This is a genomic window from Patiriisocius sp. Uisw_047, assembly GCF_047730165.1.
Lineage (GTDB): Bacteria > Bacteroidota > Bacteroidia > Flavobacteriales > Flavobacteriaceae > Patiriisocius.
This window is the reverse complement of the sequence record NZ_CP159834.1, coordinates 2,211,379-2,230,854: the sequence shown is the minus strand read 5'-3', so window position 1 is coordinate 2,230,854 and position 19,476 is coordinate 2,211,379. Positions and strand designations below refer to the sequence as shown.

The following is a 19,476-nucleotide window of genomic DNA, read 5'->3' as shown; positions in this document are numbered from 1 at the left end:
AACTCTTGATACTATGTTGTCTCACCCGTTGTTTAGCCTCATTTTTTCCAGAAATACATATCTAGGGTAAGCTCAAATGGATCGCTGGTGGCGCTGAAGGAATGCAGCTAAAAGACTGATTTGATGTTTTGTTACACGGGAGCCCATTTCTATTATTGATTCGTATCTCAATTGTTAAAATACGTACATAAATTATCAAATTCTTATTTTAAATTTGAATTATATAAGAATATATCAAAAATTTAACATTGTTTTGAACAAAGATTTTCGCTATTTTTGTATACTAACAAAACACTATGCAAAAAGATCCAAAAACCAATGCTACGCTTTCTTTTGAAGACTTTAAAACTGAAGTCTTAAACGATTACAAACTCGCTGTCACCAGTAGAGAATGCAGCCTTTTGGGTCGACGGGAAGTACTAACTGGGAAAGCTAAATTTGGAATTTTTGGTGATGGTAAAGAAATACCACAACTCGCTTGGGCCAAGGCTTTTAAAGATGGAGATTGGCGTAGTGGGTATTATCGTGATCAGACTTTTATGATGGCGATTGGTGAGTTAACCATTCTCCAGTTTTTTGCAGGATTGTATGGTGATACAAATCCGGGTGCAGACCCAATGAGTGGAGGTCGCCAAATGGGCGGTCACTTTGCAACAAAATCTATTAACGAAGATGGAACTTGGAGAAACCTAGCTGCGCAGAAAAACAGTAGTGCAGACATCTCTCCTACCGCAGGACAGATGCCTAGATTACTCGGGCTAGCGCAAGCTTCTAAAGTCTTTAGACAGGTAAAAGGACTGGAAAATTTCAGTAACTTTTCTGATAAAGGAAACGAAGTCGCTTGGGGAACTATAGGAAATGCAAGCACAAGTGAAGGCTTGTTTTGGGAAACTATTAATGCAGCAGGCGTATTACAAGTACCTATGGTTATGAGCGTTTGGGATGATGAATACGGAATTTCTGTACACGCAAAGCATCAAACAACCAAAGAGAATATTTCTGAAGTCTTAAAAGGGTTTCAACGCGATGTAGAAGCAAAAGGCTATGAAATCATTAAAGTCACCGGATGGAATTATGCTGAGCTTATTGAAGCGTACCAGAAAGCTGGGAAAATAGCAAGGGAAGAACACGTACCTGTTTTAGTACACGTTAAAGAACTAACACAACCACAAGGACATTCTACATCTGGATCACACGAACGCTACAAGAGTCAAGACAGATTAGCTTGGGAACGGGAGTATGATTGTAATGTGCAGTTTAGAAAATGGGTGTTAGATAATAATTTTTCTACAGAAGAAGAACTAGACGCGATTGATAAGGATATTAAAAAGCAAGTACGCGAAGGTAAAAAAGCCGCTTGGTCATCTTTTATTGCACCACAAATAAGAGAACAGCAAGAAGCACTTACCCTCCTTACTAATCTTGCTGAGAGTTCCAGTAATAAAGTATTTATCGAGAAGTTGAAGAATGATTTAGCTTCAGACGCAGAGCCTAATCGTGGAAAAATCGCAGCGACGGTTCGCAAAGCACTGCGTTATGTGGTTTCAGAAAACACTGCAGAAAAAAGACAATTACAAGACTGGGTAAATAATTATTTTGAAATCATTCAACCTAAATATAGTAGTCACTTATATAGTGAAGCAAAAGTAAATGCCACAGATATTTCCGAAGTAAAACCTACTTACGACACTACTGCAGATGCCGTAGATGCACGTATGGTGTTGCGCGATAACTTTGATGCAATTTTTAGTAAACGTCCAGAAGTTTTGATTTTTGGTGAAGACGCAGGAAAGATTGGTGATGTAAACCAAGGGCTTGAAGGAATGCAAGAAAAGTATGGCGAGCAGCGTGTGAGTGATACCGGGATTCGTGAAGCAACAATTCTCGGTCAGGGAATTGGGATGGCGATGCGTGGCCTCCGTCCTATTGCAGAGATTCAATATCTCGATTATATCTTATACGCTTTGCAGATTATGAGTGATGATCTTGTGACCGTGCAATACAGAACTAAAGGACAGCAAAAAGCGCCGCTTATTGTGCGTACACGTGGTCACAGACTAGAAGGTATCTGGCATAGTGGATCGCAAATGGGAGGATTAATTCACCTATTACGCGGGATGTATATTTTAGTTCCTAGAAACATGACCAAGGCCGCTGGATTCTACAATACACTATTGACATCTGACGAGCCAGGATTAGTTATCGAGTGCCTAAACGGATACCGCTTAAAGGAAAAACTACCTACCAATCTGGGCGAATTTAAAACCCCAATTGGTGTCGTTGAGACTGTAAAAGAAGGAACAGACATTACCCTAATTTCTTACGGAAGTACGTTACGCATCGTTCAAGAAGCTGCAAAAGAGCTACAACAAGTAGGTATTGATGCAGAGGTAATCGACGTTCAATCTTTGTTACCACTGGATCTTACCAAGCAAATGGTGGAGAGCGTTAAGAAAACAAACCGCCTTTTAATTATTGATGAAGATGTTCCAGGCGGAGCTTCTGCTTATATTCTTTCTGAAATATTAGACAATCAAGACGGCTACAAACATTTAGATAGTAAGCCACAAACCTTAGCAGCACAGCCACACAGACCCGCTTATGGTACTGATGGTGATTACTTTAGTAAACCATCTATAGAAGATGTGTTTGAGAAGGTGTACGCAATGATGCACGAGGTGAGTCCAGAAGATTATCCGAAAATTCGTTAGTATTCTCAACCAAGGAATACTTGATTGAGAATAACCCCTAAAATAGAGGAAAGAGCTAGCCCAGTTATTTTTATTGAAAATTTTATCTTGACCTAAGTTCCTTTATACTGGAGTCGCCCGAAAAATGAGTGTTGAATCGTAAAAGCTAAAAAAACATTCGATAAAAAACAAGTCTAAACTTGCATAGTTATTTTATTTTCCTAAATTTGATTTTATAATCATAAATAAGACACAAGAAATGTTTACATCTGGTATAAATAATAATTTTAATTCAAATAACGCCAAGACGTAACAAAAACTTGTACCTATATATAGCCGCCAAGTTTTTTAACTTGGCGGTTTTTTTTTGCCCCTCGGCTTCGCTCAGGGATCACAAAAAAAGTAAGAACAGTATTTTAATAACAATAAATTTCGCGTCTGCGGAAATCAATAAAACTAATTAATATGTGCGGAATTGTATGTGCCTTTGACTTAAAGCAATCTAGTGAAGACTTGCGACCTCAATTATTAACTATGGCAAAAAGCCTAAGACATCGTGGTCCTGACTGGAGTGGGATTTATAATAATAAGCGCGCCATCCTTGCGCACGAACGTCTCGCGATTGTAGATCCTACCTCTGGGAAACAACCTTTGTTTTCTGAAGACAAGAAACAAGTACTTGCAGCTAACGGAGAGATTTATAACCATAAGGAGCTTCGGAAACAATTTGAAGGAAAATATAACTTCCAAACTAAAAGTGACTGTGAGGTAATCCTTGCTTTATACAAAGAGAAAGGCGCTTCGTTTTTAGATGATCTTAACGGAATCTTTGGTTTTGCATTATACGACGTAGAAAAAAACGAATACCTAATCGCTCGTGATCATATGGGAATCATCCCCTTGTATATGGGTTGGGATAAAGAGGGCACGTTTTACGTAGCTAGCGAACTAAAAGCATTAGAAGGTTTCTGTACAAAAATCGAACTCTTCCCTCCCGGACACTATTTGCACAGTAGTGAAGGTGTACTAAAGCAATGGTACACGCGTGACTGGATGGAATACGACAATGTAAAAGACAATGAAACAAACATTGACGATTTACGCGAAGCCCTAGACGCAGCAGTACACAGACAATTAATGAGTGATGTACCCTACGGCGTGTTACTTTCTGGAGGCCTGGACTCGAGCATCACTTCTGCCCTAGCCAAAAAATACGCAGACAAACGTATAGAAAGCGGTGATCAAGAAGGTGCTTGGTACCCAAGATTGCACTCTTTTGCCGTAGGACTGGATGGCTCTCCAGATTTAATTGCTGCAAAAAAAGTAGCAGATTATTTAGGGACGGTGCACCACGAAGTACACTTTACCATTCAAGAAGGATTAGACGCGATTCGCGATGTAATTTATCATGTGGAAACTTATGACATCACAACCATTCGTGCCTCTACGCCTATGTTTTTACTAGCCCGTGCTATTAAGGCGATGGGGATTAAGATGGTGCTTTCTGGTGAAGGTGCAGATGAGATTTTTGGTGGTTACCTCTACTTTCATAAAGCGCCAAATGAAAAAGAATTTCACGAAGAAAACGTACGCAAGCTAGAGAAGTTGCATATGTACGATTGCCTGCGTGCTAATAAGTCTTTAGCTTCGTGGGGAATTGAAGGACGTGTACCGTTCTTAGACAAAGAATTTATGGACGTAGCAATGCGCCTAAATCCTAAAGACAAAATGATCATTGCAGGACAATCGAGTCCTACAGACAAACAAGCCATGGAAAAATGGATCTTACGCGAAGCCTTTGGTGATATGTTACCACACGAAGTAGCTTGGAGACAAAAAGAACAATTTAGTGATGGTGTAGGGTATTCTTGGATTGACACGTTAAAAGAAATGGTGAACAGCGAAGTAAGCGATGACCAGATGGCAAATGCAAAATACCGCTTCCCTATCCAAACACCTGCGAGTAAAGAAGAGTTTCATTACCGTACTATTTTTGAGGAGCATTATCCAAGTGATGCGGCGGCCTTAACGGTACCATCTGTGCCAAGTGTGGCTTGTAGTAGTCAAGTAGCCTTAGATTGGGATGAAAGTTTTAAGAATATGAATGACCCAAGCGGAAGAGCTGTCGGTGGCGTTCATGATGAAGGCTATTAAGTGATTAAGCAGTTGCGCTTGACAGTAATGAATATTGTAAAGGATGTTTTTTTTGAAGCCCTTGGCATTCTGAACTCGATTCGGAAAACTGGTCATTCCTGAACAAAGGAAATGCTGCAGCGCATAATTTGCTCCTTAAAAGTTCAACAATCAAAAATCTCCAATAGTTAATCTCCAATCTCTCTGATTAACGATTGGAGATTTTTGATTTAAAAAGGAATCAAGGCTCTAATCATTTATCTTTACACGTACAAAAACAAAGAATGTCCTACCAACTCCTATCTTCCCCTTTACAGGGCTTTACAGATGCCACTTTCCGGAATGCACAGCAGAAATTCTTTGGAGGAATAGACACTTTTTATGCTCCATATATACGGTTTAATAGAAAGATGATAATTAAGGGTTCGTACCAACGAGATTTAGATCCAGCTGTCAACACAAGCTTAACGTTAATCCCGCAGGTAATGACCGCAGATGCTGATCATTTTATTTTTGTGATAAAATACATTCAATCTTTAGGCTACAAAGAATTAAATTGGAATCTAGGCTGCCCCTATCCTATGGTCACAAAAAGTGGTATGGGTTCTGGTCTTATCTGCAATACAGAAAAAATAGATCATATTCTAGATCGTGCACATAGCGAAACAGATGTCACCATCTCAATGAAAATGCGCTTAGGGTACGAGAGTTCTTCGGAAATACTCGAGTCATTTAAAATACTCGACAAATACCCGCTTAAAAATATAGCCATACACGCCCGCCTAGGAAAACAGTTATATAAAGGGGGTGTAGATCTTGTGGCGTTTCAGAAATGTATAGATGTTGCAAAACACACCTTATATTATAATGGCGACATTACTACAGTTGCACAGTTTAAAGCTATGCGCGAACGCTTCCCGTCCATTGACCATTTTATGTTAGGACGCGGTCTCATCGCAGATCCGTTTTTGCCGAGTATGATAAAGGCAGATACTTCGACATATCCCGCAGACCGTTGGGAACTTTTTAGAGCATTTCACGATACAATATACGAGCAATATGATGCGATGCTTTCTGGACCTACGCCTATCAAGATGAAGATGCTCGGCTTCTGGGAATTCTTTGCACAGGCGACTCACAACCCACAAAAGGTTTACAAAGCCATAAAGAAAGCAACAAACCCTTTTAAATACACAAGAGCCGTTGGCGAAATTATTGCTTTGCAAAAGCAGCAGCCCTTGGATTAATTTGCGCTTTTATTTTTTAAATAAGTGCAGCCAATCACGTTAAAAATTTCCATTCACCGCTTTATAATTCTTAGGAATATTTAGCGGTTTTTTTATGCGTTTACGGAAATCCACAAAAGAGTTAGAAAAATTGATAGTATGTTTGGGTATGGCTTTATTAAAAAGGGAATTGCAAAACGAAATTTACATCCATAATTAGGTGTTTATACGTAAGTACAAGAACATTGTTTGTCGTAGGTTTACCTGACACTCAAAGTGACTTTATATAAATAACTCTAGAAATATCTGAGACACCTATTTTAAATCTGAATATTTCACGCGATGTATGCAATTCGGAAAACGAAAAACTTTAAGAATCAGACTAATGGAAACTCATAAACTTGACTTAAAAAAAACAATTGACTTGCAGAGAGTAGTTGCAAGTAGCAATAGGAAGAAAGAAAAGAATGGTTTTGGTTTACATTTCTTCGAACTTCAAAACGTCGTTTTTAAACCATTTGTAGAAACATCTGCAAAAGTGTTAACTTCCTTAGGAACACTCGAATATCAATCGAATCATACCTCTAGAGACTCTAAACAAAAGCTGCGGAAATTTACAAGAATTACATACACACCTAAAGGAATTAAAAACCCTTGCTTAAAAACACATATCATGTTTGAAGCATATTCAAATAAATCTGTAATAAAAGTTACTGAACAGTCAACAGAAGGAAGCAATACATTAGTTGAGCATATAGGGGAATATTACCTAGAACAACTAGACAAGGATAAAATAGAGATTTTAATTGTGGCCTTTATTAAAAAAGTAATCAGGTATAGCTGGGATCCCATATTAAACGATAAAACATTGAGCAGCTAAACCCCATAAATAGATTTATTCGCCAGTTCCCGCTTATCTAAGTTTGGGGTTTAATCTGCCTAAAGTTAACAATCACCTTTACAAACATAGCTTAGTTAATATAAAGGTTTAATACCAAATTAAAACAACATTATGAATGCAAAAATTTTAACCTCACTACTCCTTACGGCAGTATTGATCTTGAGCTGTAACGGCAGAGTAATAAACACCGACGCTATACGGTACCTAGAAATTCGAAATACTCAAAGCGATATTGTTCAGGTTTCTTATAATCAAAAGGTTAACGGATATCAAGTAACTGTTGTTTGGAAACCAAACCTTTTAAAATCTGGAAGTGCAGTAGGACCTGCGATGTTAGAGTTTAAAAATGATTCTACAGCATTTACTTTAACCAATAATCACTTCTCTTTACCCGCAGCCTTGCTTGATTTTGAAACGGAGGAGAACAACATAACAGGAATTAAAACAAATCAAATTGTGATCGACTACAAGAAACCTGCTATTCAAAATAAAACATTTGAAATGATCGATGTTCCTTTCCTGTTTGTGGATTTAGATTTTGATGGCGAAAAAGAAATCCTTCTAAAGAAATCTGGACAAGGGCAGCGGTTTGGCGACGCCTTTGATGCCTACTCTTTGAATGCAGGAGCACTATACTCTGGTTTCTACCAAATAACAAACAAAGAACCGTACAATCAAATTAATCATAAAACAAAGCTTAACAAAGAAAAAAAGGAATTAACTCTTTATAGCGATGGCGGTGCTTGTGGTGCTACTGAACAGACCTATACTCTAGTAAATGGTGGGCTCGCCGAAATGAAGAGAATGAGAATGGAATTAGTCGGTAATCCACCAAGGTGTTTTGAACTAACGTATTCTTTAGAAAATGGCATGGAAACGCTGCTTTCAAAAAGAGATATACAAATGTAGTTATGGCTAATGCCTAAATTAAAAATGATTAGGATAATTTAAGTGATTCCAATACCTGAATAATACCGGAAGAAATATCAAACTGTTAACAAAATCTGACAACTACACCCTTCTAGCGATGCTTAGGAAGAATTCATAAAAGCGCAATCTGAAGCACAAGATGTCGAGACCGCTTTAGACGATCTAGCTTATAACGCCTCAAGCACAACCAAAGGCATTGACCGTGTCGTTTTTGATGCGGGTTCTAGCGGTGAAAAATAATACTAATGAAAACTCAGGAACTCCCTTTGTACAACCCCACCTGCGGTTCCTTATCCTATCAGCCAGTTTGTAGGACGCATATTTCAAGACTCTTAAGGCAATATGTGGATGGGCATAAATGGCGACGGTGTCTTATTTTATTATGGTGAGAAAGTCACACAATTTTCAATAGATGAAGGTTTTGACGGTTTGGCCGTTAGAAGTATTATAGAAGCTGTAGAGGGTTTTATCTGGCTTATTAGGCCCCGAGGCGCTTATACATATAACTGTAAGACGTTGCTGCATATTTCCGAATCTGATGGTCTTGCAGGTTATTCTGTCAACCACATTCTGGAAGCTAATAATAGCAATGTCTGGTTTGCCACTTTTTATAACGGTGTAAGTCGTTCTGATGGTAAGACCTTTGATAATTTCACCAAAGACGGCGTCATAACTGGAGGTGAAGTCTGGAGTTTGTTTAAAAACAAAGATAGTAACATTTGTTTCCTGCCGAGAATCACGGTGTGTACAAATATGATGGCAGGACGTTTACAAACTACGAAAAAGCACAAGGTTTTGAGACGAATGCTATACAATGTATATTTCAGGACAGCGATGGAGTGATTTGGTTTGGCGGGTATTTGGGGCTGTTTAGACTAGATGGAGAGAAGGTGGTGAGTATATCGAAAGAAGAATTGGAAATGCGCAGTAAATAGTGAGTAGTGAACATCAAAAAAAGGACAAAAACTTTTCAGCTTTGGTCCTTTTCAGTTTATTAATTTAAAACAGTATTAAAAGTCTCTCTTTACTTTTATCGTATTTGGTTTTAATTGGATGACGCCTAAGGCATTAAGTAGCAGCATTATCATATAGGTTACATCCAGTTCGTGCCAGCGTACACCACCAAAGTTAGCTCTACTACTGTGCTTGTGATGGTTATTGTGATACCCCTCACCCATCATTAAGAAGTCAAACTTAAATAAGTTTTTTGAAGTGTCTTTTGATTTAAAGTTAACATAACCGTAAATGTGTCCATACCAGTTTATAATCACTCCGTGAATAGGAGCCATAAATAAAGCGACTGGAAGAAATAACCATTGCCACCAAGCAGTTGTAAAGGCTAAGAAGAAAGCGAAATAAGCAATTCCCCAACCTACACGAGAATACCAAGAACTTGCAATGGTATCAAAACGTTTCCATTGCGGAACATTCTTAGTAAACTTAGGTTCTACAAAAACCTGTTGTTTATTGATTTCCGTATAAATGTTTTTAGTTCGCCACATCATAGAAAAAACACTCAAATCATATTTAGGTGAATGAGGATCCTTTTCTGTATCTGCATATGCGTGGTGCATTCTGTGCATTACTCCGTAGCCATAAGCACTCAGATAGTTAGAGCCTTGAAAAAACCACGTAAGAATAAACACAATACGTTCTGCCAGTTTTGACATCGTAAAGGTTTGATGCGCTGCATAGCGATGTAGAAAAAATGTCTGGAAAAATAGTCCGCCGTACCAGAGTACGATAATAAAAATAAGTATAGTCATATGTAAAGTTATATAGACAAAAGTAGTGCCAAAAGCGAATCCAAACAATGAACCTAAATCAATTAATTCGTTTTCTAATTCTGCTTAGGGCCTGTGGCGTAACTCCTATATAAGAACTCACATATTTAAGCGGGATGACCGTAATCAATTCTGGCCGTTCCTTAAATAAATTGAAATAGCGTTCTTCCGCTGTTTCATTTAATAACGATTGTTCTCGTCTTGACTTGAGCATAAATAAGCGCTCTGCAGTTAACCTTCCTATGAGGTTACCAAATTCTGTATGCGCATACACATCTTGTAAATCCTGGTAGGATATACTGTATATCGTAGTATCAGAAAGAGTTTCAAGTTCGTAGAGCGAAGGTTTACGCATTAAAAAAGAATCGTATGCACTGATAAATTGGTTTTGAAAACTAAAGCCAAAAGTAACTTCCTTCTCTTTTACTTCTTTTGGGATGTACAAACGAACAACGCCACAAGCAATAAATGAAATATGATCTTCTACTTCATTATGCTTTAAAATAATGGTTCTCTTCTTAAAATCACGCTGTACTAAACGGGAAGAAAAATACGTCCAATCTGTGTCCGAAATTTTTGAAATTGCTTCTATGTGCTTCCTGATGAAATCCATTCTAATCTTAGTGTTAAATTTAATGGTTTTCCATTAGAGTTACTACTCGTTTTAAAACTAATTATAATAGGTTTTAAAAATCTTCATAATCTCATCACTGGGGATGATCTTGTTTTCGTATTGCTCCATCTTTATCAACATCTGATCCATTACCCCTGGACGGATTCCCATTTTAATCCCGAAGTCACGAATCATGGTTATTTCTTTCTCGTGAGTTTCATGATCCACATTCATTAAAAGAATCAATTTATAAAAATGTGTAATGCGATCTAATTCTGTCTTTTGTACCACAGAAGGCAGTGGGTTTTTAAAGAGTACATCAACCGCTTTTTTACCAATCTCCATCGTTTCGGCAAGTGTTAGAATAAAGTCGTACTCTGAAGTAGTGACTTTATCATCTGCTTTAGCAAGTACAATTAAATCACTTAACAGTGCTTCATTCGTTCTATCCATAATTTGAAACCCTTTTTGTCAAATATAAAAAAAGCCTTGGAAAATGACTTCCAAGGCTTCAAGTTATTCATATTTTCGCTTTAAGCTAAAACCGCTTGTACTTTATCTGCAGCTTCTTGAAACTCAATCGCACTCTGTACGTCAAGCCCGCTATTGTCAATTAATTTTTTTGCAATATCTGCATTGGTACCTTGTAAACGCACAATGATAGGTACTTCTATGTTCCCCATATTCTTATATGCATCTATAATTCCCTGTGCCACACGGTCACAACGAACAATACCCCCAAAGATATTTACCAAGATAGCTTTTACACTAGGATCTTTTAGAATCAATTTAAAAGCAGCCTCTACACGCTCTGCATCTGCTGTACCTCCTACATCAAGAAAGTTTGCCGGCTCACCACCAGATTGCTTAATAAGATCCATCGTTGCCATTGCAAGTCCAGCACCGTTTACCATACACCCTACGTTTCCGTCAAGATCTACGTAGTTAAGTCCTACTTCACCCGCTTCAACTTCTACTTGGTTTTCTTCACGCTTATCACGCATCGCTAAGTAATCTTTATGACGGAACAAAGCGTTATCGTCAATTGATACCTTAGCATCTACGGCTATTATTTTATCATCACTTGTTTTTAAAACTGGATTGATTTCAAATAAAGAAGAGTCACTCTTTTCATAGGCTGTTACTAAAGCAGTAACAAACTTTGTCATTTGCTTAAACGCTTGACCACTTAAGCCAAGATTAAAAGCAACTTTACGTGCTTGAAAAGGTAACAATCCTGTGGCAGGATCGATCTCTTCGTGAAAAATTAAGTGTGGAGTTTCTTCAGCAACTTGCTCGATATCCATCCCACCTTCTGTAGAGTACATAATCATGTTACGTCCAGTACTACGGTTAAGCAATACACTCATATAATATTCTTCTGGCTCACTGTCACCAGGATAGTACACATCTTCTGTAACTAACACTTGGTGCACTTTTTTACCTTCTGCACTTGTTTGAGGAGTCACTAGGTTCATTCCTATGATTTCTCCTGCTATTCTTTTTACTTCATCAAGACTTTTAGCTAGCTTTACTCCGCCACCTTTACCACGACCACCAGCGTGCACTTGTGCTTTAATCACGTGCCATCCTGTCCCTGTGTCTTCAGTTAGCTTTTTTGCTGCTGCAACTGCCTCTTCTGGCGTACTAGCAACTATCCCTCGTTGAATCTCAACACCGAAGCTATTTAAAATTTCTTTTCCTTGATATTCGTGTAAATTCATAGTCTAATGATTCTAAATTTTTAGTGCTGCAAAAGTAACAAATGTTTGGTAATTGAAGGGTACATATTGTTCACAATTACTTCGGAAATATGATGGGCTGAAATATGGCAGAAAGACCGCTGCACTGAAAGGAGAAAGAGATAGAACAAAAATCTAATTTTCAATTTAAACTTCAGAAATATAACCTATTCAGCAGCTAACAGTTGCTGAATGATTGCTCTAGTACTTTCGCTATTCCAATCTGCTGCTCCTGTTTTCTTGATTACAATCTTGCCATCTTTCCCTATTAAAAAAGTCGTTGGAATAGAACGACCTTCCAGTTGGGCCGGAGGACTAAAACGTTGCAGATACACTGGCATTGTATATCCCTTCTTTTTCATAAAAGCATCTACTACTTCCCTTTCTTCTGCCGTCACAAAATAGAAATCTACTTGATCGCCGTAACTGTCAAATACACTTTGTAGCGATGGCATTTCTGCTACGCAGGGCGGACACCATGTCGCCCACATATTAATCAGTGTTACTTTGCCTTTAGATTGTTTTAAGTTTATAGCGTTGTCTTCTGCAATAAGGTTCCAGTTATAATTGCTAAGCACTATCTGTTCATCCTCATCTATTTCAGAAGGGCAAAAAGCAAAAAGCTCGCTGTATAATACTTTAAGTGGCATCGAAGTTTGTGGGATAAAAAATAGAATTGCGATTACCGCCAAGGCGATGGTACTCCAGTATTTTCTTAGGGCTTTTTTCATAATTTTTTTTTAACTAAACGCTCTATGCAGCGCTATACTACTCAGTGAATCTCTATATAATAACGACTCCGAGCACAGAAAATCCTAGAGAACTTCAACTCTCGAAGCTTCGGGAACGTTTGATACTATTTTTTAATTGTCTTATTCAAATTTCCTTAAAATTTCAGCAAAAAAAAATGGCTAAGTAAACTTAGCCATTTTAGATAAATACTGATTAAGCATTCTCTTTCTTAATCAAGTTTAAGGCGCTACCTTCTCTATACCAATCTATTTGAGCAGCATTATATGTGTGGTTTGCCATAATGATATCTTTAGAACCATCACCGTGCGTAACTTCTAGTGTTAACGGTTTTTCTGGTGCAAAGCTTGCGATGTCTGTAAAGTTGAACGTATCATCTTCCTGTATCTTATCGTAATCTGCCTCGTTAGCAAACGTAAGACCTAGCATCCCTTGTTTCTTTAAGTTAGTTTCGTGAATACGTGCAAAAGATTTTACAAGTACTGCTGCAACACCTAGGTGACGTGGTTCCATGGCCGCATGCTCTCTTGAAGAACCTTCCCCATAATTATGGTCTCCCACAACGATAGTATAGACTCCCTTCGCTTTGTAATCACGTGCCGTATCTGGTACGCCACCAAACTCACCTGTTAACTGGTTCTTAACAAAGTTTGTTTTCTTTCCATAAGCGTTGACTGCTCCTATCAAACAGTTGTTAGAGATATTATCTAAGTGACCTCTAAAACGCAACCAAGGTCCCGCCATAGAAATATGATCAGTCGTACATTTTCCGAAAGCCTTGATTAACAACTTTACATTTGCTAAATCTTCATCTGTAATAGGCTCAAAAGGTGTTAATAGTTGCAAACGCTCACTTGTTGGGTTTACAGTAATTGCTACACCACTTCCGTCTGCCATAGGCTCCACATAACCGTTCTCCTCAACTTCAAAACCTTTAGGTGGTAATTCCCATCCTGTAGGCTCATCAAATTTTACTTCTTCTCCCTTATCATTAATTAAGGTATCGGTCATTGGATTAAAGTCTAATCTACCAGCAAATGCAATCGCCGCCGTTAATTCTGGCGAGGCCACAAAGGCGTGTGTATTAGGGTTTCCATCCGCACGTTTTGCAAAGTTCCTGTTAAACGAGTGTACAATACTGTTTTTAGGAGCATTCTTAGGGTCGTCGTAACGTGCCCATTGCCCTATACAAGGTCCGCAGGCATTAGTAAATATTTTTGCCCCTAGATCTTCAAAGCTTTTTAATATGCCATCACGTTCTGTTGTAAATCGCACAAGCTCAGATCCTGGGTTAATCCCTAGTTCTGTTTTCAGTTTTAATCCTCTTTTCAGTCCTTGTTCTGCAATGGAGGCAGCTCTAGATAAATCTTCGTAAGAAGAGTTGGTACAAGAACCTATTAAAGACCATTCTACTTGTAGTGGCCAATCATGCTTAGTTGCTTTTTCTGTCATTGCCGCTCCTACAGTAGTAGAAAGATCTGGCGTAAAAGGGCCGTTTAACAATGGTCCTAGCTCAGAAAGATCGATTTCGATCACTTGGTCAAAGTAAGACTCAGGGTTTGCATATACCTCTGGATCTGCTGTTAAATATTTTTTTACTTTATTTGCTTCATCAGCAACATCTGCTCTTTCAGTAGCTCTTAAATAGCGTTCCATAGATTCGTCATAACCAAAAGTAGAAGTCGTTGCTCCAATCTCGGCTCCCATATTACAAATGGTTCCTTTTCCAGTACACGACATTGCTGTTGCTCCAGGTCCAAAATATTCTACAATCGCTCCGGTTCCTCCTTTTGCAGTAAGAATTTCAGCTACTTTTAAGATCACATCTTTTGGTGCTGTCCATCCGCTTAGTTTTCCTGTTAAACGTACTCCTATTAACTTCGGAAATTTTAACTCCCAAGCCATTCCGGCCATAACGTCTACTGCATCTGCTCCACCAACTCCTATGGCGACCATCCCTAATCCCCCAGCGTTTACTGTATGTGAATCTGTACCAATCATCATCCCACCAGGAAATGCATAGTTCTCTAATACCACTTGGTGAATAATTCCTGCTCCAGGAGCCCAGAATCCAATTCCGAATTTATTTGAAACAGACTCAAGAAAATCAAACACTTCATTACTTACTTCATTTGCGTGTTTTAAATCTTGTTTTGCTCCTTGTTTTGCTTGAATCAAATGATCACAATGTACCGTTGTTGGTACTGCTACTGTTTTCTTCCCAGCTTGCATAAACTGCAATAGCGCCATCTGTGCCGTAGCATCTTGACAAGCAATTCTATCTGGCGCGAAGTCTACATAATCTTTACCACGTCTAAACGCTTTGATCGCTTTTCCATCCCAAAGGTGGTTATATAATATTTTTTCTGAAAGTGTCAATGGTTTCCCTACGACTTCACGTGCAGCATCTACACGTTCTGCCATCTGAGCATAAACTTTCTTTATCATATCAATATCAAATGCCATAATTATATATTTTTTTAGTGTAAAATTCTTTTAAGGGGTCAATTTTGCAAGTCTTGCGAAGATACAATAAAGAAGAATAATTTAAAAATAAACAGGGGAAAGTCCGTATTACTGATAATATATCAATATTTACATAATATTAAGACGTAAAATTACCATATTCATAATTTTAGCATACTGAAATTATCAAAATGAAAATATTATAATTGAAATCAATAATCACAAGAGATCGCGAAAGAGCAAATTTTGAATCCTAGAAGGTATTCGGTGTATTAAAAGTTTTAGAAGTGAAAGGAATATCTACCTAGATTTAAGTAGTTGTCGGATTACAAGAACGGCAGCAACCACTTCACAAATACCCCCAACCATCATAATCATATTGCCATAAGGCCAATGTAAAACTTTAAATACGGCACCAAGAATTACGATTGCTGAGCCTAGTATTAATATAAGTAATGGGGTTTTAAAGTCTTGTAATTTCATAAGTAATAAAAAACTATTTCTTTGCAATACGGCTAATGGCAATCACCATTAGTGTTGCTCCTATACTCACAGAAAAATTTAGCTAATAAAAATCCAGCACCTAGATGCATCCTTTTAAAGACTACTCTACTATTACTAGCAATGCACCAAGAATAATAAGTAATCCGGGAATTCGTATTGACATTATATATATATATAGTTTTGGGAGAAAATGGTTTTAAAGTGAATTAACAAAATAAAACTGAAACCTTAATCAAATAGTTTCTAGCTTGTTAAACTAGTTTTATCAAGCTTAGAATAATCCTTCAATAATCTCCTCAATAGTAAGTCCTTCTGCCTCGGCTTTGTAGTTCTTTATCATACGGTGGCGCAGAATGCCTGTTGCTACCTTTTGTACGTCTTCAATATCTGGTGAGAATTTACCATGTAAAGCTGCATTTGTTTTCGCTCCTAGAATTAAGTTTTGAGAGGCTCTTGGTCCTGCTCCCCAATCAATATAATTTTTTATCGTTTCTGAAGCTGCTCGACTTTTTGGTCTTGTTTTTCCAACAAGTGTTACTGCATATTCAATCACGTTATCTGCTACAGGAATACGACGAATCAAGTTTTGAAAGTCGATGATTTCTTGTGCGGTAAATAAAGCGTTCACCTTTGGTGTTTCGCCGGAAGTAGTAGCCTTCACAATATCTACCTCTTCTGAAAAAGATGGATAGTCTAAGTTAATCGCAAACATAAAACGGTCTAATTGTGCTTCTGGCAAAGGATAGGTTCCTTCTTGCTCAATTGGGTTTTGAGTAGCAAGCACAAAGTAAGGTAAATCTAATTTATAGTTTTGTCCAGCAACAGTTACAGAGCGCTCTTGCATCGCTTCTAGTAATGCGGCTTGCGTTTTTGGAGGGGTACGGTTAATTTCATCTGCAAGAATGATGTTTGAAAAGATAGGCCCCTTAATGAATTTAAAATTTCGGTTTTCATCTAAGATTTCTGAACCTAGAATATCACTAGGCATTAAATCTGGTGTAAATTGGATGCGCTTAAACTGCAAGCCCAAGGCTTGAGAAACGGTATTTACTAATAATGTTTTAGCCAATCCCGGAACTCCAATCAAAAGCGCATGTCCGCCAGAAAAAACAGAAAGCAATACTTGCTCCACTACTTCATCCTGCCCTACAATTACTTTTTTTATCTCTAATTTGAGTTCGTTGTATCTCTTTACTAAATGCTCTACTGCTTCTACGTCTCCCATGTAAATATGATATGCTAAAAATTAATGAGTACGAATTTAAAATATTAATAGCGAAAACTAAAGGTTATCCTGAAAAGAAAAAGAGGATTTTAAAAGTAATACAGGCTTTTAAAACCGGTCTTGCCTAAGAACAGTTTATTTATAATCAAGATCCTTCGACAAGCTAAGGATGACAAATTTTTCCTACTCTTACTTTTAAAATCCTCTTTAAACATTGAGGGTTGTTCCTTATTCCTTTACCCAGTTCCCAGAAAACTCACAATCTGTATAGTCTTCATTTACATTAACGTAGGTCTCTTTAATCTTTTCGTCTTGCCACATTTCAATAGCTTTAATCTGCTTCTGTTTAAGCGCAAGCTCTTTAATTTTTTCGTAATCCTTCACATATTCTGCAGGATGCTCTTCATAACGCTTTGTTACCATTAAAATCTTGAAGCTTGTTTTTCCTTTAAAATCTGAATCAGAATAAATTTTTGAAACTTCACCTTCTTTAAGATCGTATACTTGAGCTCCTAAGGTTGGATCCATTTTAGTAAGATCAAAACGTGTATCGCCTCTTACTGGATTTACTAGTTGCCCTCCATTATTACGAGTTTCTACCTCGTCTGAGTACAAACGTGCAGCGTCTGCAAATGGCGTGATGTTATCTCTAATAGAAGCACGAATCGTGTCTATTTTAGTACGCGCAGCATCCATAGTTGCTCGTGTGATCTCTGGAAAGATAATGATATGTCGTATATCTAATTCCTGTCCTCTTACTTTATCCACTTTTAAAATATGGAAACCAAATTCTGTCTCAAAGGGCTCACTCACTTCACCTTCTAGTAAGCTAAATGCTTGATCTTTAAATTCTTTTGCCATTGGGGAGTTACGTCTTACGCTTTCTATAAGTCCTCCTTTTTGAGCAGACCCATCCTTAGAATATAACACCGCTTTTGTTGCAAAACTAGTTCCGTTTTCTACTATATCGTTGCGCCAGCCATTTAACTGATCTATTGCATCTTGTCTAGATTTCTCTGTGATTTCTGGCATTACCACTAGTTGTGCTACTTCAACCTCCGCACTAAATACTGGGCGCTCCTCTTCTGGAATCGCATAGAAAAAACTTCTCACTTCTTCTGGTGTCACTTCTACATCTTCAATAATAGTACGTTGCATTTCTGAGGCTAGCTTTAATGTTTTATTCACATCAAATAACTCTTTACGCAATTCACTTATGTTCTCTTTTCTATAGTAAGCAGCCACTTTCTCTTCAGAACCAAGTTCGCTAATCATATAATCCATTTGCTGGTCTATTTGCTGATTGATTTCATTATCGCTTACCACAATACTATCTTGCTTGGCGTGGTGCGCGTATAGCTTATCTTCCATAAGCTTCCCCATTAATTGACAACGCGTAATGTCTTCTGTAGACACCCCTTGAGCTTTTAATTCTTGGTAACTTAAGTCTATATCAAACTCAACAATAACATACTCTCCAATTACTGCTGAAACGCCTTCTACTTTGTATTTCTGAAAAGGCTTTAAACTATCAACCTTCGCTTCTACTTTATCAATGGCTACTGCTATTTGCTCCTTTGCTACTCCTGTGCTATCAACAACAACAACTTGGCTAAAGCCAGTCGCAGTAATCACAAGTAGTACTGCCGCAGCAATATTATTCTTTAGTATAAATCTCAAAATTGTTGTTTTTAATTGCATCTTTAGTAATGTCTTTTTCAATATTCTTTATTAATTGTAGCTTTCTTTTATTTAAAATAATTTGCCGCAATGTAGGGGCGATAAATGTACTCGGTGTAACATCTCCTTTTTTAAGTTTGTCTTCTACTTTATATATGTAAATCCCAGTAGAATCTTTTAACTCACCAAATTTACCAGCATACAAACCAGCTTCTACTTTATTAAAAACGGGCAATCTCGCCAGTAACATTGTTTTCTTAATCCAAACAGAATCATTGAGGTTTGCACTCTTAAATTGCAAATTTATGCTTGACAATTCTTCTTTATCCTCTTTTGAATACCTGCTTAGCATCTTTTTAATTCGAGCTCTATTTGTATTTCTTTCTTCGAGAAGTACGTAGCGTATTTTTAAAAGGTCATCGTTCAATAAAAAATTAGCCTTATCTTTTTGATACAGTGTGTCTAATTCTGTTACGCTAATCACACTATCTAAACTGCGACTCACCAGCGCATTTTTATATGCTTCGGTAAATAAACTCACCTTGTATTGAATAACAAGCTTATTATATTGCTCCTGTTGCTCTGCGCCTATATTTATACGAGCTTTATCCAATAATAGTTGCTCTGTTGCCCATTGATTAATATATGATGACACCACCACAGCGCTATCTTCACTGGAAACACTTTGATTTATGAGTGACGTAATATCTGCTTCATACAAGAAGGTTTCATTAACTCTGGCCACTGGTGTTCTATCTTCCTTTCCTCCTAATAAATTACAAGAACTGAAAATTAAAACACTCCCAATAAGAAGCGGCCATCTTATCATAAA

Annotated in this window: 17 protein-coding genes; 7 read left to right on the top strand and 10 right to left on the bottom strand. The window is 37.6% G+C overall.

Annotated elements, in window-relative coordinates; genetic code table 11:
• Positions 1-296: 296 nt before the first annotated feature.
• From ABXT71_RS09680 to ABXT71_RS09650, 7 genes are all read left to right on the top strand, one after another.
• Positions 297-2,711, top strand: a complete 2,415-nt coding sequence (locus ABXT71_RS09680; RefSeq protein ID WP_415371116.1) for a thiamine pyrophosphate-dependent enzyme — start codon at positions 297-299, stop codon at positions 2,709-2,711.
• Positions 2,712-3,155: 444 nt separating this feature from the next.
• Positions 3,156-4,844, top strand: coding sequence for an asparagine synthase B (gene asnB / locus ABXT71_RS09675; protein WP_415371115.1), 1,689 nt, complete (start codon positions 3,156-3,158; stop codon positions 4,842-4,844).
• Positions 4,845-5,107: 263 nt separating this feature from the next.
• Positions 5,108-6,070 (top strand): tRNA dihydrouridine synthase, encoded by a 963-nt coding sequence (locus tag ABXT71_RS09670; protein ID WP_415371114.1) that lies wholly within the window; start codon positions 5,108-5,110, stop codon positions 6,068-6,070.
• A gap of 364 nt (positions 6,071-6,434) precedes the next feature.
• Positions 6,435-6,929 carry a hypothetical protein gene (locus ABXT71_RS09665; protein WP_415371113.1) on the top strand — a complete coding sequence of 165 codons (495 nt, stop codon included), beginning with the start codon at positions 6,435-6,437 and terminating at the stop codon, positions 6,927-6,929.
• A 132-nt stretch (positions 6,930-7,061) separates the two neighbouring features.
• On the top strand, positions 7,062-7,859 hold the full coding sequence (locus ABXT71_RS09660; protein ID WP_415371112.1) for a hypothetical protein: 798 nt from the start codon (positions 7,062-7,064) through the stop codon (positions 7,857-7,859).
• A gap of 363 nt (positions 7,860-8,222) precedes the next feature.
• Entirely contained in the window at positions 8,223-8,723 is a 501-nt protein-coding gene (locus ABXT71_RS09655) for a hypothetical protein (protein WP_415373117.1), read from the top strand.
• Positions 8,690-8,815, top strand: coding sequence for a two-component regulator propeller domain-containing protein (locus tag ABXT71_RS09650; RefSeq protein ID WP_415373097.1), 126 nt, complete (start codon positions 8,690-8,692; stop codon positions 8,813-8,815). The genes ABXT71_RS09655 and ABXT71_RS09650 overlap by 34 nt, the downstream gene beginning before the upstream one ends.
• Before the next feature lie 75 nt (positions 8,816-8,890).
• On the opposite strand, the gene ABXT71_RS09645 is transcribed toward ABXT71_RS09650, so the two are convergent.
• The 10 genes from ABXT71_RS09645 to ABXT71_RS09600 form a co-directional block, all read right to left on the bottom strand.
• Positions 8,891-9,646 carry an acyl-CoA desaturase gene (locus tag ABXT71_RS09645; protein ID WP_415371111.1) on the bottom strand — a complete coding sequence of 252 codons (756 nt, stop codon included), beginning with the start codon at positions 9,644-9,646 and terminating at the stop codon, positions 8,891-8,893.
• 58 nt (positions 9,647-9,704) lie between these two features.
• On the bottom strand, positions 9,705-10,277 hold the full coding sequence (locus ABXT71_RS09640) for a Crp/Fnr family transcriptional regulator (RefSeq protein ID WP_415371110.1): 573 nt from the start codon (positions 10,275-10,277) through the stop codon (positions 9,705-9,707).
• Between the two features lie 57 nt (positions 10,278-10,334).
• The gene (locus ABXT71_RS09635; RefSeq protein ID WP_415371109.1) at positions 10,335-10,730 is read right to left on the bottom strand and encodes a TerB family tellurite resistance protein; all 396 of its coding nucleotides are present in this window, start codon (positions 10,728-10,730) and stop codon (positions 10,335-10,337) included.
• 80 nt (positions 10,731-10,810) lie between these two features.
• Positions 10,811-12,001 (bottom strand): ADP-forming succinate--CoA ligase subunit beta, encoded by a 1,191-nt coding sequence (sucC, locus tag ABXT71_RS09630; protein ID WP_415371108.1) that lies wholly within the window; start codon positions 11,999-12,001, stop codon positions 10,811-10,813.
• Between the two features lie 185 nt (positions 12,002-12,186).
• Positions 12,187-12,750: a TlpA family protein disulfide reductase gene (locus ABXT71_RS09625; protein ID WP_415371107.1), complete on the bottom strand. Its 564-nt coding sequence runs from the start codon at positions 12,748-12,750 to the stop codon at positions 12,187-12,189.
• A 214-nt stretch (positions 12,751-12,964) separates the two neighbouring features.
• On the bottom strand, positions 12,965-15,235 hold the full coding sequence (locus tag ABXT71_RS09620) for an aconitate hydratase (protein WP_415371106.1): 2,271 nt from the start codon (positions 15,233-15,235) through the stop codon (positions 12,965-12,967).
• 300 nt (positions 15,236-15,535) lie between these two features.
• Entirely contained in the window at positions 15,536-15,718 is a 183-nt protein-coding gene (locus tag ABXT71_RS09615; RefSeq protein ID WP_415371105.1) for a GldL-related protein, read from the bottom strand.
• A 292-nt stretch (positions 15,719-16,010) separates the two neighbouring features.
• Positions 16,011-16,964, bottom strand: coding sequence for an AAA family ATPase (locus ABXT71_RS09610; protein WP_415371104.1), 954 nt, complete (start codon positions 16,962-16,964; stop codon positions 16,011-16,013).
• A 228-nt stretch (positions 16,965-17,192) separates the two neighbouring features.
• Positions 17,193-18,644, bottom strand: a complete 1,452-nt coding sequence (locus ABXT71_RS09605; protein ID WP_415371103.1) for a peptidylprolyl isomerase — start codon at positions 18,642-18,644, stop codon at positions 17,193-17,195.
• Positions 18,622-19,473, bottom strand: a complete 852-nt coding sequence (locus ABXT71_RS09600) for a peptidyl-prolyl cis-trans isomerase (RefSeq protein ID WP_415371102.1) — start codon at positions 19,471-19,473, stop codon at positions 18,622-18,624. Before ABXT71_RS09600 ends, ABXT71_RS09605 begins: the two co-directional genes overlap by 23 nt.
• Positions 19,474-19,476 lie beyond the last annotated feature (3 nt).